The sequence below is a fragment of the Streptomyces sp. NPDC040432 genome, assembly GCF_055595445.1.
On sequence record NZ_JBVIVP010000006.1, the window covers coordinates 86,914 to 100,106 of the forward strand.

Sequence of the window (13,193 nt, forward strand, 5' to 3'; positions counted from 1 at the left end):
ACTGTTGTCTGATGCAGTGATGCGCACCGAGGGCTTCCGACGTCCGTTCCTGGCCGTGGTCCGGGCCCTCGCCGTCGCCGCCGCCTATTTCGCGGGCGCACGGATCGGACTGCTCCAGCAAGTGGTGATCGAGGGAGCGGTCGTCACCCCGCTGTGGCCGCCCACCGGCATCGCCCTCGCCTGCCTGCTCTGGCTGGGGCTCCGGGTCTGGCCCGGCATCGCGCTCGGCGCGTTCATCGTCATCCGGTCGCTCGGCTCGGAGGACCCGACCGGACTCGTGATCGTCGCGGGCAACACCCTCGCCCCCGTGTGCGCGGCCCTGATGCTCCGCCGGGTCGGATTCCGCAGGGACCTCGACCGGCTCCGCGACGGGGTGGCCCTGGTCTTCCTCGGGGGGTTGGCGCCGATGCTGATCAGCGCCACCGTCGGCGCCTGGCTGCTGGTCTTCACCCACAGCCTGCCGGACAGCGGGTTCTGGACGGTCTGGTGGACCTGGTGGGCCGGCGACGCGATGGGCGTGCTCGTCCTGACGCCGCTGCTGTTGGTCGTGCACAGGGTCCACGTGTCGCAGGACCCCTACCGGTGGGCCGAGGCCGCGGCCCTGGCGATCGGGGCCGTCGCCATCACGGTCCTCGCGACCAGGAGCAGCCTGGCCCTGCTGTTCCTCGTCTTCCCGCTGCTCATCTGGGCGGCCCTTCGTTTCCAGCTCGCCGGGAGCGCGCCCGTGACGCTGCTCGTGTCGGTCATGGCCAACGCCGCGGCCATCGCCCGCGTCGGCCCGTTCGCCGACCACACCTTCGTCGAGGGCATGGTCAACCTCCAGGCGCTCAACGGGAGCGCGGCCCTCACCTCGCTGCTGCTGTCGGCGCTCGTCACCGAGCAGAACACCATCCGCCTGCGGATCGAGCAGGCGTGCCTGGAACTCGCCGAGGTGGTGGATCAGCTCGCGTCGGGTCGGACGGTTCCCCACCGGTACCCGCCCGACACGGACGGGAGGCCCGGCGACGGGTTCCGCGGGGAGGGATCCCGGGCGGACGGCGGATAGCGTCGGCCGTGCGCCGGCGCGCCCGTGGGGCTCCGGGCCCCGGAAACGTTCAAGAGCCTCCCGCCCAACGGGGCGGGAGGCTCTTGAACGTGAAGGGTGGTGCCCACGTGAGGGGTCCGGATCCGTGGATCCGGGGGTGGTGCAAGCCGGGGCCCCGTGGGCACTCGCGCAGGCGTCGGAGGCCCCGGCTCGAAGAGGGGACCGGGTCAGCTGTTGGCGGACACGTTGCCCGAGAGGACCGGGATGTTGTCCAGGATGTGGGAGAGCGGCTCGTCGCCCTTGGCCTGGGTGGAGTTCTCGGTGCACTGCTGGTTCTGCGGGTTGGACAGGACGTTGATGTCCTGGACGCCGATGTTCAGCGCGGCGACGAGCGACTGCGCGTTGATCTTGGCCGGCAGGCCGATGCAGGGCTTGTTCAGCGTGCCCTGGACCAGGCCGAGCTGCGGGCTCATGTCGCCGTGGGTCTTCTGGTTGCCGTAGACCTGGGAGGCACCGTTGCCGTTGACGGTGTTGATCCCGTTGTCGTTGCCGATGGCCATGGCCGGAGCGGCAAGGGCGGCGCCCGCGCCGACGATGGATGCGGTGGCGGCGGCGGTGGCCATCATCTTCTTGATCATCATGGTCCTTCTGTTGCACGAGTGCACGGTGGTGAGCGCTCTGATCAACGCCCGGACCTGCGGCAGGTTCCGCATCTTCACCCGATCGGCCGCCTGCCGCCCACCGCCCGGCGGCCCCGGCTCAGGCCGCCGCGACCACCGACGCCCGTATCGCCGAGGCCCACTCCTCCAGCAGCGCCGCGTGGCGCACCCGCTCGTCGTCACGAAGACGCCCCTCGGCACGGGCGAACAGGCAACGGATGTCCGCGTTGATGGCGGAGAGGGGACGACCGGGTGTCGTGGGGTCAGGGGTCGGGCTCATGTGATCAAGAGTAGGGGGGAGGTCCGACAATCGACGCCCGCGTCCGTCATGCGGACGGCCCCGTCCGGTCGGTGCCGTCCCCGCCGGGCCGCTCGCCGAGCCGGGCCGCCCGCGAGCGCAGGTAGCGCCGCTCGGGGAGGCTCAGGGTCAGCCCGGCGGCCCTCGCGTAGGCGGCGCGGGCCGCGACCGGGTCGCCCGCCCGCTCCAACAGGTGGGCCCGCACGGCTTCCGGCCGGTGGTGGCCCACGAGGTGCTCGTCCCGTTCCAGGTCGGCGAGCAGGGCGAGGGCACGCTCCGGTCCGTGCACCATGGACACGGCGACCACGTGGCCCAGCCGCTCCGCCGGGCCGGGAACCAGACGGATCAGGACCTCGTACAGACCGAGGATGTCCGTCCAGTCGGTGTCCTCGTCGCCACGGGCCTCGTCGTGCACGGCCGCGATGGCGGCGCGCAGCTGGTACGGACCCAGCGGCGCACGGGTCAGGGCCTCGCCGACCAGGGCGACTCCCTCGGCGATGGCCGAGGCGTCCCACCGGCCGCGGTCCTGCTCGGCGAGCGGGACGAGGCTGCCGTCGGGCGTCGTACGGGCGTCCCGGCGGGCGTCGGTGAGGAGCATCAGGGCGAGCAGCCCGGCCACCTCCCCGTCGTCGGGCAGCAGGGCGTGGACGGCCCGGGTGAGACGGATCGCCTCGGCGGCGAGCCCGGCGCGGCGCAGCTCGCGGCCGGAGGTGGCGGTGTAGCCCTCGTTGAAGATCAGGTAGAGCACCTGGAGGACGTCCCCGAGCCGTTCGGCGCGGTCGTTCTCGTCCGGCATGCCGAAGGGGGCCCCCGACGACCGGATCCGCCGCTTCGCCCGGCTGATCCGCTGCCCGACCGTGGCTTCCGGGACCAGGAGGGCCCGCCCGATCTCGGCGGTGGTCAGACCGCCCACGGCGCGCAGCGTCAGCGCGATCCGGGCCGCCGGACCCAGGTCGGCGCGGCAGCACAGGAACAACAGCTTCAGCGTGTCGTCCTCGGCCGGGGCCCGGCCCTCGCCCGGCGGAGGGGCGACGAACTCGTCGCGCGGCGTCAGCGCGGCGGCCGACTCCTCCCGGCGCCTGCGCGCCTCCTCGCCCCGCAGCAGGTCCGTCAGGCGGCGGGAGCCGACCCTGATCAGCCAGCCGCGCGGATTGTCTGGCGGCCCTTCCTCCGGCCACTGCCGGGCGGCGGCCAACAGGGCCTCCTGCACGGCGTCCTCGGCGAGGTCGAAGTGGCCGTAGCGGCGCACGAGCGCCCCGAGGACCTGCGGCGCCAGTCGGCGCAACAGATCCTCGGGAACGGGGTCCGTCCTCACATCTCGGTCCCGGCGCCCTCGTCGACCGGCCGGACGACGACCGGGTAGTTCGGCGCGCCCTCGGGAACGGGGCAGGCGTAGGCGCGCGCGGCGATCTCGGCGGCCCGCGCGAAATCGGCGACGTCGACGATCCAGTAGCCGGCGAGCACCTCCTTCGTCTCCCCGTACGGACCGTCCGACACGACCGGTGAACCGTCCGCGCCGGCGCTCACCAGCCGGGTCCTGCGGGGCTCGGTGAGTCCCTGGCCGTCGACCCACTCGCCCGACTCGGCGAGGTCGTCGTTGAGCGCGTTCATGTGGTCGAACATCGCCTTGACGTCCGCCTCCGACCAGGCCGGATTGCCGGCGCTGCCCTTGCCGCCCATGGCGTCGTAGTCGGCCTGGTTGCCGAGGACCATCAGCATGTACTTCATGGGGTGTCACTCCTCCTGATCGCGGGCCGCCTCCGCGGTGGCCTCTCACGGGGGACGTCGGAGCCGTGCCCCCCATTTCGACACGCGGCCCGCGGCTTCGCGCGACGACCCGCCGTCCGGAGTCGCGGTCGAGGGAGTCATCCCAGGTCCGAGGGCATTTCGGCCGAGCGGGAAGAGCTTCCGGCGAGTTCCGGCGCGAGGTGCGGGAAGGGTGCGAAACGGCCGTACAGCCACAACCCGCGTCGCCGGCCGGCCGAAGGACGCCCCTTCGTGTGAAACCCGACCCATCCGAATCGGCGCCGGCGGCGAAGCACAGGGAGACAGGCCGCTGCCGGGCGGCACGACACAGCGCGGCCCGGTCGCGGAACACAGCGACCGGAAGGCTTCACCCGTGACCCTCTCGACGCCCCGTGCCACGCGTGAGGACCAGTCCGTTCCCCACCGGCGGATACCGGCCGACCCCCGGTCCTGGCCCGACGTGGTGCGCTCCCCGGAACCCCCCACCGGTCACACCACCATCGCGCGCGGCCTCCTGCGGCGCGCCTTCGCCCGCCTCCCGCTGCGCGTGCGCCTCGGCGAGCAGGCGCCGGCGGGCCACGGGCCCGAGCTCACCGTCCACGACCCCGACGCGTTCTTCCGTCGGATCGCCGCCGACGGCCTCATCGGCTTCGGCGAGTCGTACATGGCCGGAGAGTGGGACGCCGACGACCTGCCCGGCGTCCTGACCGTCCTCGCCGCCCACGTGGACGAACTCGTCCCCGCCCCGCTGCGCCGGTTGCGTGCCGCGTGGGTGCAGCGCAGGCCGGACGCGCAGCGGGGCACCCCGGAAGGCGCCCGGGAGAACATCCAGCACCACTACGACCTGTCGAACGAGCTCTTCGAGCTCTTCCTCGACCCGTCGATGACCTATTCCTCGGCCGTCTTCACCGCCTTCCCCGCCCGCCCCGAGACCCTGGAGGCCGCGCAGCACCGGAAGATCGACCGGCTTCTCGACCTGGCCGGCGTCGGCCCGGACCGACGGGTCCTGGAGATCGGCACGGGCTGGGGCGAACTCTCGCTGCGCGCCGCCGCCCGCGGCGCCGAGGTCGTGACGCTCACCCTCTCCGCCGAGCAACGGGACCTGGCCGTCCGGCGGATCGCCGAGGCCGGCATGTCGGACCGGGTCAGCGTGCGGTTGCAGGACTACCGCGAGGCGCGGGGCACCTACGACTCCGTCGTCAGCGTGGAGATGATCGAGGCCGTGGGCGCCGACTACTGGCCGGTCTACTTCCGCTCCCTGCGCGACGCGCTCGCCCCGGGCGGCCGGATCGCCCTCCAGTCCATCACCATGCCGCACTCCCGAATGCTCCTCACGGACCGCACCCACACGTGGATCAGCAAGTACGTCTTCCCCGGTGGACTGATCCCCTCCCGGCGCGCCATCGAGGAACACGCCGCCCGCGCGGGCCTCGGCATCGTCTCCGACGAGGGCTACGGCGACCACTACGCGGAGACGCTGCGCCTGTGGCGGGAACGGTTCACCTCCCGTGCCGACGAGGTCGCCGACCTCGGGTTCGACGTCACCTTCCGCCGCATGTGGGAGCTGTACCTCGCCTACTCCGAGGCCGGGTTCCGCTCCCGCTACCTGGACGTCCGCCAGCTGCTCCTCGTCGAAGGGGATCGGTGAGCCCGGTGAGCGGCCACCCCGCCGGGCCGTCCCGGGAGACCGGCGCCCCCGCCGACGCCGCGCGTCGTCGCCCCGCCGGAATCCCGGGCTCCCTGCGCGTCCGACGGGCACCGGCGCGGCCCGCCTGCGCCGTCCTGCTGCTCCACGGCGGCCGGGCGGAAGGGCTGGCGCCGCCCCCGAGAGCCGGCCTGCCCCGGCTGCGGATGCGCCCGTTCGCCGCCGCCGTGCTGCGCGCCACCCCCGCGGACCGGGTCCTGGTGGCCGACGTCCGCTACCTCCACCGGGGCTGGAACGGTGACCGCGCCGACCCCGTCCGGGACGCCCGGCGGGCCCTGCGGGAACTGCGCCGAGCCGCCGGGCCCGTACCCGTCGTGCTGATCGGGCACTCCATGGGGGCCCGGGCCGCGCTCCGGGTCGCCGACGAACCCCACGTCCGGGGCGTCGTCGGGCTGGCGCCCTGGTGCCCGCCCGGCGAACCGGTGGTCCACCTCCAGGACACCCCGATCGTCCTGCTCCACGACGAACAGGACCGGGTCACCCGCGCCGAGGACTCCTGGGAGTTCCTGCGCCGCGCCCGCGCCTGCGGCATACGGGCCGGCGGCATCGCCATGCCCCACGGGAACCACGCCATGCTCCGCGACGCCCGCACCTGGCACCGGACCGCCACCGCCGCGGCCCTCGCGTTCCTGGGACTGGGACCCATGCCCGCCACCGCCCGCTGAGGCCCCGCGTCCGGTGCCCGCCGGGCGGGCGTCCGACGCGTGCATCCGCCCGTCGGTCCCGTACCGAAGCAAGCGATGACGGCAGGATCCGTGGGGACAGGATCCGTAGGTACCGGAAAGGACGGCGGCCCATGCGCGGCACCCGTGGAGGAAAGCACTCCGTCATCGTGGTCGGCGCCGGAGCGGCGGGACTCGCCTGCGCGGCGGACCTCGCCCGCGCCGGGGTCGAGGTGACCCTGCTGGAGGCCTCCGACCAGGTGGGCGGCCGCATGCGGACCGACGTTCGGGGCGGATTCCGGTTGGACCGCGGCTTCCAGGTGTTCAACACCTCCTACCCCCAGGTGAAGCGCCGCCTCGACCTCCGTGCGCTGCGGCTGCGCCCGTTCACCCCCGGCGTGCTGGTCCACACCGACCGGGGTCCCGTCCGCTTCACGGATCCCACCCGGCGCCCCGGCGAGGCCCTCGGCATGCTGCGCGACGCCGGGCTGTCCCCGGCGGGCGCCGCCGCCGCGGGCGCACTGGGCGCGACCGGCCTGCTGATGCCGGCCAGGGTCCTCAAGCGGCTGCCGGAGACCGACACGCGGGACGCCCTGCGCTCCTCGGGTGTGCCCGGCTCCCTGGTCGACGAGGTGCTCGGGCCCTTCCTGGCCGGCGTGTTCCTCGAAGACCGACTGGAAACCTCCAGCCGGGTGTTCCGGATGACCTGGCGCAGCTTCCTGCGCGGCACCCAGGCCCTGCCCGCCGAAGGCATCGGTGCGGTTCTGCGGCAGCTCGCCGAGGCCGTCCCGGCCGGCCGTCTGGAGCTCGGCACCCCCGTCGCCACCGTCTCCGAAGGGGGAGTGGTCCTCGCCGACGGCTCCTCCCGCGAGGCCGACACCGTCGTCGTCGCCACCGAGCCGGCCACGGCGGCCGGCCTGATCCCCGGGTTCCCGGTCGCCGGGACCCGCACGGTCACCACGTACTACCACGCCTGCGCCACGTCCCCGCTGAGGGAACCGACCCTGCTGCTCGACGCCCGGCGGAGGTTCCTGAACAGCTGCGTGCTGACCGAGGTGGCCCCGTCCTACGCGAGCGACGGCCGCGCCCTGGTGTCCACGTCGGTCCTCGGCAGCGGCGGGACCGAGGCCCCGGCGGAGCTGCGGGCCGCGCTGAGCGAGGCCTACGGGACGGACGCCGACGCGTGGGAGCCGGTCGCCGCCGTCACGGTGGCGGGAGCACTGCCCGTCATGCTCCCGCCGTGGCCCCTCAGCCGGCCCACCCGCGTCGCCGACGGCCTCCACCTGTGCGGGGACCACCGGGCGACCGGCTCGCTCCAGGGCGCGCTGGCCTCGGGCGCCCGCGCCGCCCGCGAGGTCCTGGGGGCCGTGCGCGCCTGAGTCGTCTCAGGCCGGTTCGTCCCCGGCCGCCGGGACGAGGAACAGCTCGTCCTCGTAGCACCAGGCCCACGCCTCGCCCTCCTCGGCCGAACGGGCCAGCGGATGACCGGACGCGGCGGCGTGGGAAGCGGCGTGCTTCCCGGAGGAGCTGTCGCAGCAGCCGACGTGACCACAGGTCAGGCACAGCCGCAGGTGCACCCACGGCAGTCCGGCCTCCCGGCACCGCGCGCACCCCGCGCCCAGCGCGGGCGGTTCGCCCTCGCCCGCGGTGTCCAGGTGTCCGCACGCGCGACCCTCGGGCCTGCCCGCGTCATGGGCGACGGTCCAGCGCGTCACGACGGCTCCCTTCGTGCCACAGGCCCCCGTCCCATCCTTCCCGCCACGGGGGCCCGTGTCCATCCGTCATGACACCCATATCCCCGGCTCGTTCGCAGGTGGCAACATATGGTCTTGCCGCGCCGGATCACCTGCCTGAACACGCCGTGCGCCGCACCACCATCGCAAAGAACGAGATTGAGGGGGACGGGCTGTGCCTGCTCCACGGATGAGCACGACACCGCTGCCCGGCATCGGCGTGCAGTACGACCTCACCACCCGGGAACACCGACACCTGTCGGTGATCGCGCACCGGGACGGAACCCGGACGGTCAACGTGTACCGGGCCGACGACCCCGACGCGTGCGCGCAGTCCCTGCACCTGACGGGGGCGGAGACCACGTCCCTCATCGACGCGCTGATGCCGGCGCACCACAGCCCCAACCTGCTGCACACCACCGACCTGGGCCTGGTCGCCGAACGCATCGAACTGTCGGCGCACTCGCACTGGAACGGCCGCGTGCTCGGCGAGACCCGGATGCGCACCGAGACGGGCGTGTCCGTGGTGGCCGTCCTGCGCCGCGCCGAGGCCCGACCCTCGCCCGCGCCCGACTTCCGCCTCGCCGGCGGCGACACCCTCATCGTGATCGGCACCCGCGAGGGCGTCGACGCGGCCGCCTCGATACTCGGACGGGAGTGATCCGCACGTGCATTCCGCAGTCTTCCTGATCGAATTCGGTGCGATCATCCTCGGCCTGGGCCTGCTCGGCAGGCTCGCGGGCCGCTTCCACTTCTCCCCGATACCCCTCTACCTGCTCGCGGGCCTCGCCTTCGGGACCGGTGGACTCCTGCCCCTCGGCGCGAGCGAGGAGTTCGTCGCCATCGGCGCCGAGATCGGCGTCATCCTGCTCCTGCTCATGCTCGGCCTTGAGTACACCGCCAGCGATCTGGTGTCGAACCTCAAGACCCAGTACCCCGCGGGCCTCGTCGACTTCACCCTCAACGCCGTCCCCGGCGCCGTGGCCGCGCTCCTGATGGGGTGGGGACCGGTCGCCGCCGTCGTGCTGGCGGGGGTCACCTGGATCTCGTCCTCCGGGGTCATCGCCAAGGTGATGGGGGACCTGGGCCGACTCGGCAACCGCGAGACGCCGGTCATCCTCAGCATCCTGGTCCTGGAGGACCTGGCGATGGCGGTCTACCTGCCGATCGTCACCGCCCTCCTCGCGGGCGTCGGCCTCGCCGCCGGAAGCCTCACCCTGGCGATCGCCCTCGGCGTCGCGGGAGCCGTCCTGTTCGTCGCGGTCCGCTACGGCCGGGTCATCTCCCGCTTCGTCTCCAGCGACGACCCGGAGAAGCTCCTGCTCGTCGTCCTCGGCCTGACCCTGCTGGTCGCGGGCGTCGCCCAGCAGCTCCAGGTCTCCGCCGCCGTCGGTGCCTTCCTCGTCGGCATCGCCCTCTCCGGTGAGGTGGCCGAGGGCACGCACACCCTGCTCAGCCCGCTCCGCGACCTCTTCGCCGCCGTGTTCTTCGTCTTCTTCGGCCTGCACACCGATCCCGCCAGCATCCCGCCCGTGCTGCTGCCGGCGCTCGCGCTCGCCGTGGTGACCGCCCTCACGAAGATCGCCACCGGCTACTGGGCCGCCAAGAGGGCCGGGGTCGGAGTCAACGGGCGGTGGCGGGCCGGGGGCACGCTCGTCGCCCGCGGCGAGTTCTCCATCGTCATCGCGGGACTCGCCGTCACCGCGGGGATCGAACCCGCGCTGGGACCGCTCGCCACCGCCTACGTCCTGATCCTCGTGGTCATCGGGCCGCTCACCGCCCGCTACACCCAGCCCCTGGGCATCTGGATCACCGGCCTGCGCACGCCGCCGGCCCAGCCCCCGCCGTCCGTGGCGCCCTCCCTCGCGAAGTCCCCGGAAACGGTGCCGGACCGGCGGCCGGTCCAGGACCAGGACCCGGCCGGGCGCGCCTGAGCCCGCGGCCCCGGGGCACCGCCCCCGGGGCCGCCGGACTCAGTGCATGCGCAGCGCCGCGACGAAGTCCATCTTGTCCTCCAGCCGGGTCAGGTTGCGTCCCGTCAGCGACTCGATCCGGCTGATCCGGTAGCGCAACGAGTTCACGTGCAGGTGCAGCGCCTCCCCGCAGCGGGCCCAGGACCCGTCGTGGTCGAGGAAGGCCCGGAGCGTGGGGACCAGGTCGCTGTGGTGGCGGCGGTCGTACTCGTACAGCGGGGACAGCAGCCGGCGGCTGAACGCCCGCCGCGCCTCCGCCGGGATCAGCGGTAGCAGGGACATCACGTGGGAGGCCATGTCGGCGGGGCCGCACACGCCGACGGATGACACCGGCTCCGTCCCCGCCGCGTCCGGCGCGGCCGCCACCCGGCGCGCGTGGCGGGCCTCCGCCAGGGCGTGTCGCAGGTCGGCAGGGTCCCGCACCGGGTCACCGAGCCCGATGCTCAGCCTCTCCCCGTCCCGCAGGCCGAGCGGCAACGCCCCGCCCGCCACCTGCCGCACGGCTGCGGAGGTCAGTTCCTCGCCCCGTGCCAGGAGGACGAACGCCACCGCCTCGCAGGAGTCCCCGGCGCCGGTCACCGCGATCCGGCACGCGGCGTCGGGGCCGAGGCAGCGCGGGTGCAACAGCACCTCCTCCAGCAGATCCCGCACGGGCGCCGCGCCCGCCGGGGTGTCCAACCGCGCCGCCACCGGTTGCCAACGGGGCCCCTCGACGGAGCCGTTGGCCCCGGTCAGGGTCGCGGCCAGGCGGGCCGCGGCCTCCGTCGCCGCCGCGCCGCCCTCGGCGGACTCCAGCGGGCCGAGGAGGCGGCCCGCGGCCCGCTGCCCGGGGGCGCGGTCGGCGTGCCGGCCGGCGCGTTCCACCGCCATCAGGGCCGCCAGCCGCTCCACGAGGTCGATGTGCTCGCCGGGCCAGTCGCCGCTGTCGGCCTCCACGGCCACCAGCCAGTCGGTCGGCGCGGCCGCGGCCGACGGACCCGACCGCACGGGGAACAGCGAGTAGGGCACGGTACGGACCTTCGTGCGGTGGGGCGCCCGCCGTCCGGCCCGCTCGGCGGCCAGGAACCGGCCGGCGAGGGCCGTCGCGGTCTCCTCGGTCAGGGCCGGGCGGGTGCCGGCGACCAGCCGGCCGGTGGGCGACAGGACGTGCGCGCGCAGGTCGAGTTCGGACAGCAGCAACTCCAGGAGGGCTTCGGCCCCGCCGCCCGTGCGTCCCGTCGCGGTCAGCCGCCGGTGTCGATCCACCAGCGCCGCCAGGTTCCCGACCCGCGCCCCGGCCTGACGGCGTGCGACGAACTCGGCGACCGAGGTGAAGGAGACGTCCACGCCGATCGCGAGCAACGGCAGGCCGTGCCGGGTACAGGCCTCCTCCAACGCGACGGGCACGTGCCCGAACTCGGCCTCACCCGCGCCGAGCGCCGCCGCCCCGGCCTCCACGAGGATCCGCACGAAGGCGTCGGGCCGCTGCGGATCCCGGCGCAGCCACGTCAATCCGGTCAGCACGAGGTCGCCGGGGGAGACGAACCTGCGCGGGTCCGGCAGGTCGATGGTCACCGTGCGGTGCACGGGCCGATCGAGTCCCGTGCGGCCGTCCCGGCCGTCGTCGACGAGCCGGAGGAGCCGGGACTCGATCACATCGCGCAACTGCATGGCCCCAGCCTGTCATGACCGTTCCCGCGGGCCCGTGGGGGGCCGGCCTCCACGACCGGCCGCGGGGCGACGGTCGACGGGCCGTGGTTCCCGCCCCTACCGCTCGTCGAGCAGCCGGGCCGCCACCGCGCGCATCTCGACCTTGCGGATCTTCCCGGTGACGGTCATCGGGAACTCGTCCACGACGTGCACGTAGCGCGGGATCTTGAAGTGGGCGAGCCGTCCGTGGCAGTACGCGCGGACGGCCTCCGCGGTCAGCGGCTCGGCGCCCTCGCGCATCCGCACCCACGCCATCAGCTCCTCCCCGTACTTCGCGTCGGGCACGCCGATCACCTGGACGTCCAGTACGTCCGGGTGCGAGTGGAGGAACTCCTCGATCTCGCGCGGGTACAGGTTCTCGCCGCCCCGGATCACCATGTCCTTGATCCGGCCGGTGATGGCGAGGTACCCGTCCCCGTCCATGACCGCCAGGTCACCCGTGTGCATCCAGCCCTCCGCGTCGACGGCCTCGGCGGTCTTCTCCGGCTCCCCCCAGTACCCGAGCATGACCGAGTAGCCCCGCGTGCACAGCTCGCCCGGGGTACCGCGCGGCACGATCCGGCCGGTGTCCGGATCGATCACCTTGACCTCCAGGTGCGGGCCGACCCGGCCCACGGTGGAGACCCGGCGTTCCACCGGATCGTCCGCGCGGGTCTGCGTGGAGACCGGGGAGGTCTCCGTCATTCCGTAGCAGATCGACACCTCGGTCATGCCCATCCGTTCGATGACCTCGTTCATCACCTCGACCGGGCAGGGCGAACCGGCCATGATCCCGGTCCGCAGGCTCGACAGGTCGTACTCCTCGAAGCCCGGGGCGGCCAGTTCGGCGATGAACATGGTCGGCACCCCGTAGAGGGAGGTGCACCGCTGCGCCTCGACGGCCGCCAGGGTCGCCACCGGGTCGAAGGCGGGCGCGGGGATCACCATCGCCGCCCCGTGGCTGGTGCAGGCGAGGTTGCCCATGACCATGCCGAAGCAGTGGTAGAAGGGGACCGGGACGCACACCCGGTCGTGCTCGGTGTAACCGCAGGATTCCCCGACGAAGAAGCCGTTGTTGAGGATGTTGCGGTGCGAGAGGGTGGCGCCCTTCGGGAAGCCGGTGGTCCCCGAGGTGTACTGGATGTTGATCGGCTCGTCCGGGGCGAGGGCGCGCTGAGCCCGGACCAGTGCGGCCCGGTCGGCCGCCCGTCCCCGGGCGAACAGCGAGGCCCACAAGGGGCCGTCCAGCAGGGCGACGAACTCCAGCCCGGCGCAGCGCGGCCGGACCTCCTCGATCATCGCCGCGTAGTCGGAGGACTTGAAACGGTCCGCCGCGACCAGGAGCCGCATCCCGGACCGGTCCACCACGTACTCCAACTCGTGCGCCCGATAGGCGGGGTTGACGGTGACGAGGATCGCCCCGATCTTCGCGGTGGCGTACTGCGTCAGCGTCCACTCGGCACGGTTGGGGGACCAGATCCCGACGCGGTCGCCCTTGACGATGCCCAGGTCGAGCAGCCCGAGGGCGAGGGCGTCCACGTCGGCCGCCAGTTCCGCGTACGTCCACGTGCGGCCGGCGGCGACGTCGACGAGGGCGTCGCGGTCGGGGAACCTGCTCACCGTTCGGTCGAGGTCGTCCCCGATCGTCTCGTCCAGCAGGGGGACCTCCACGCTGCCGGACGCACAACTCGAAGCGACGGACACACGTACCTCCTGGACTCGCCG

The 13,193-nt window shown here is 73.7% G+C and carries 13 protein-coding genes; 6 read left to right on the forward strand and 7 right to left on the reverse strand.

Annotation, left to right across the window (positions count from 1 at the left end; all coding sequences use genetic code 11):
* The first annotated feature begins 16 nt into the window (after window positions 1-16).
* The gene (locus ACZ58N_RS15635) at window positions 17-1,045 is read left to right on the forward strand and encodes an MASE1 domain-containing protein (RefSeq protein WP_471160112.1); all 1,029 of its coding nucleotides are present in this window, start codon (window positions 17-19) and stop codon (window positions 1,043-1,045) included.
* A 206-nt stretch (window positions 1,046-1,251) separates the two neighbouring features.
* Here ACZ58N_RS15635 and ACZ58N_RS15640 read toward each other — a convergent pair whose 3' ends face one another.
* The 4 genes from ACZ58N_RS15640 to ACZ58N_RS15655 all read right to left on the reverse strand — a co-directional run bounded on the left by ACZ58N_RS15640 (window position 1,252) and on the right by ACZ58N_RS15655 (window position 3,709).
* Window positions 1,252-1,662, reverse strand: coding sequence for a rodlin (locus ACZ58N_RS15640; protein ID WP_471160115.1), 411 nt, complete (start codon window positions 1,660-1,662; stop codon window positions 1,252-1,254).
* 121 nt (window positions 1,663-1,783) lie between these two features.
* Complete coding sequence (locus ACZ58N_RS15645; protein ID WP_471159369.1) at window positions 1,784-1,963, reverse strand: hypothetical protein; 180 nt, start codon at window positions 1,961-1,963, stop codon at window positions 1,784-1,786.
* Window positions 1,964-2,009: 46 nt separating this feature from the next.
* Window positions 2,010-3,296, reverse strand: a complete 1,287-nt coding sequence (locus tag ACZ58N_RS15650) for an RNA polymerase sigma factor (RefSeq protein ID WP_471159371.1) — start codon at window positions 3,294-3,296, stop codon at window positions 2,010-2,012.
* On the reverse strand, window positions 3,293-3,709 hold the full coding sequence (locus ACZ58N_RS15655; protein ID WP_471159373.1) for a YciI family protein: 417 nt from the start codon (window positions 3,707-3,709) through the stop codon (window positions 3,293-3,295). The genes ACZ58N_RS15650 and ACZ58N_RS15655 overlap by 4 nt, the downstream gene beginning before the upstream one ends.
* Before the next feature lie 391 nt (window positions 3,710-4,100).
* On the opposite strand from ACZ58N_RS15655, the gene ACZ58N_RS15660 reads away from it, so the two are divergent.
* The 3 genes from ACZ58N_RS15660 (at window position 4,101) to ACZ58N_RS15670 (ending at window position 7,473) form a co-directional block, all read left to right on the forward strand.
* On the forward strand, window positions 4,101-5,375 hold the full coding sequence (locus tag ACZ58N_RS15660) for a class I SAM-dependent methyltransferase (protein ID WP_471159375.1): 1,275 nt from the start codon (window positions 4,101-4,103) through the stop codon (window positions 5,373-5,375).
* A gap of 5 nt (window positions 5,376-5,380) precedes the next feature.
* Window positions 5,381-6,097 carry an alpha/beta fold hydrolase gene (locus ACZ58N_RS15665; protein WP_471159377.1) on the forward strand — a complete coding sequence of 239 codons (717 nt, stop codon included), beginning with the start codon at window positions 5,381-5,383 and terminating at the stop codon, window positions 6,095-6,097.
* Window positions 6,098-6,228: 131 nt separating this feature from the next.
* Complete coding sequence (locus ACZ58N_RS15670) at window positions 6,229-7,473, forward strand: NAD(P)/FAD-dependent oxidoreductase (protein WP_471159379.1); 1,245 nt, start codon at window positions 6,229-6,231, stop codon at window positions 7,471-7,473.
* 6 nt (window positions 7,474-7,479) lie between these two features.
* On the opposite strand, the gene ACZ58N_RS15675 is transcribed toward ACZ58N_RS15670, so the two are convergent.
* On the reverse strand, window positions 7,480-7,749 hold the full coding sequence (locus ACZ58N_RS15675; protein ID WP_471160118.1) for a UBP-type zinc finger domain-containing protein: 270 nt from the start codon (window positions 7,747-7,749) through the stop codon (window positions 7,480-7,482).
* A 253-nt stretch (window positions 7,750-8,002) separates the two neighbouring features.
* Between ACZ58N_RS15675 and ACZ58N_RS15680 the strand changes: the two genes are divergently transcribed.
* Window positions 8,003-8,488 carry a cation:proton antiporter regulatory subunit gene (locus tag ACZ58N_RS15680; RefSeq protein ID WP_468226427.1) on the forward strand — a complete coding sequence of 162 codons (486 nt, stop codon included), beginning with the start codon at window positions 8,003-8,005 and terminating at the stop codon, window positions 8,486-8,488.
* Between the two features lie 7 nt (window positions 8,489-8,495).
* Entirely contained in the window at window positions 8,496-9,761 is a 1,266-nt protein-coding gene (locus ACZ58N_RS15685; protein WP_471159381.1) for a cation:proton antiporter, read from the forward strand.
* A 39-nt stretch (window positions 9,762-9,800) separates the two neighbouring features.
* Here ACZ58N_RS15685 and ACZ58N_RS15690 read toward each other — a convergent pair whose 3' ends face one another.
* Both ACZ58N_RS15690 and ACZ58N_RS15695 read right to left on the reverse strand, forming a co-directional pair.
* Window positions 9,801-11,450, reverse strand: a complete 1,650-nt coding sequence (locus ACZ58N_RS15690; RefSeq protein ID WP_471159383.1) for a helix-turn-helix domain-containing protein — start codon at window positions 11,448-11,450, stop codon at window positions 9,801-9,803.
* Between the two features lie 96 nt (window positions 11,451-11,546).
* Window positions 11,547-13,172: an AMP-binding protein gene (locus ACZ58N_RS15695; RefSeq protein WP_471159385.1), complete on the reverse strand. Its 1,626-nt coding sequence runs from the start codon at window positions 13,170-13,172 to the stop codon at window positions 11,547-11,549.
* Window positions 13,173-13,193 lie beyond the last annotated feature (21 nt).

Bases quoted from the DNA above. Each gene is read 5' to 3' on its own strand.
- ACZ58N_RS15670 (WP_471159379.1), top strand. From the start codon at position 6,229: ATGCGCGGCACCCGTGGAGGAAAGCACTCCGTCATCGTGGTCGGCGCC.
- ACZ58N_RS15690 (WP_471159383.1), bottom strand. From the start codon at position 11,450: ATGCAGTTGCGCGATGTGATCGAGTCCCGGCTCCTCCGGCTCGTCGAC.
- ACZ58N_RS15655 (WP_471159373.1), bottom strand. From the start codon at position 3,709: ATGAAGTACATGCTGATGGTCCTCGGCAACCAGGCCGACTACGACGCC.
- ACZ58N_RS15645 (WP_471159369.1), bottom strand. From the start codon at position 1,963: ATGAGCCCGACCCCTGACCCCACGACACCCGGTCGTCCCCTCTCCGCC.
- ACZ58N_RS15640 (WP_471160115.1), bottom strand. From the start codon at position 1,662: ATGATCAAGAAGATGATGGCCACCGCCGCCGCCACCGCATCCATCGTC.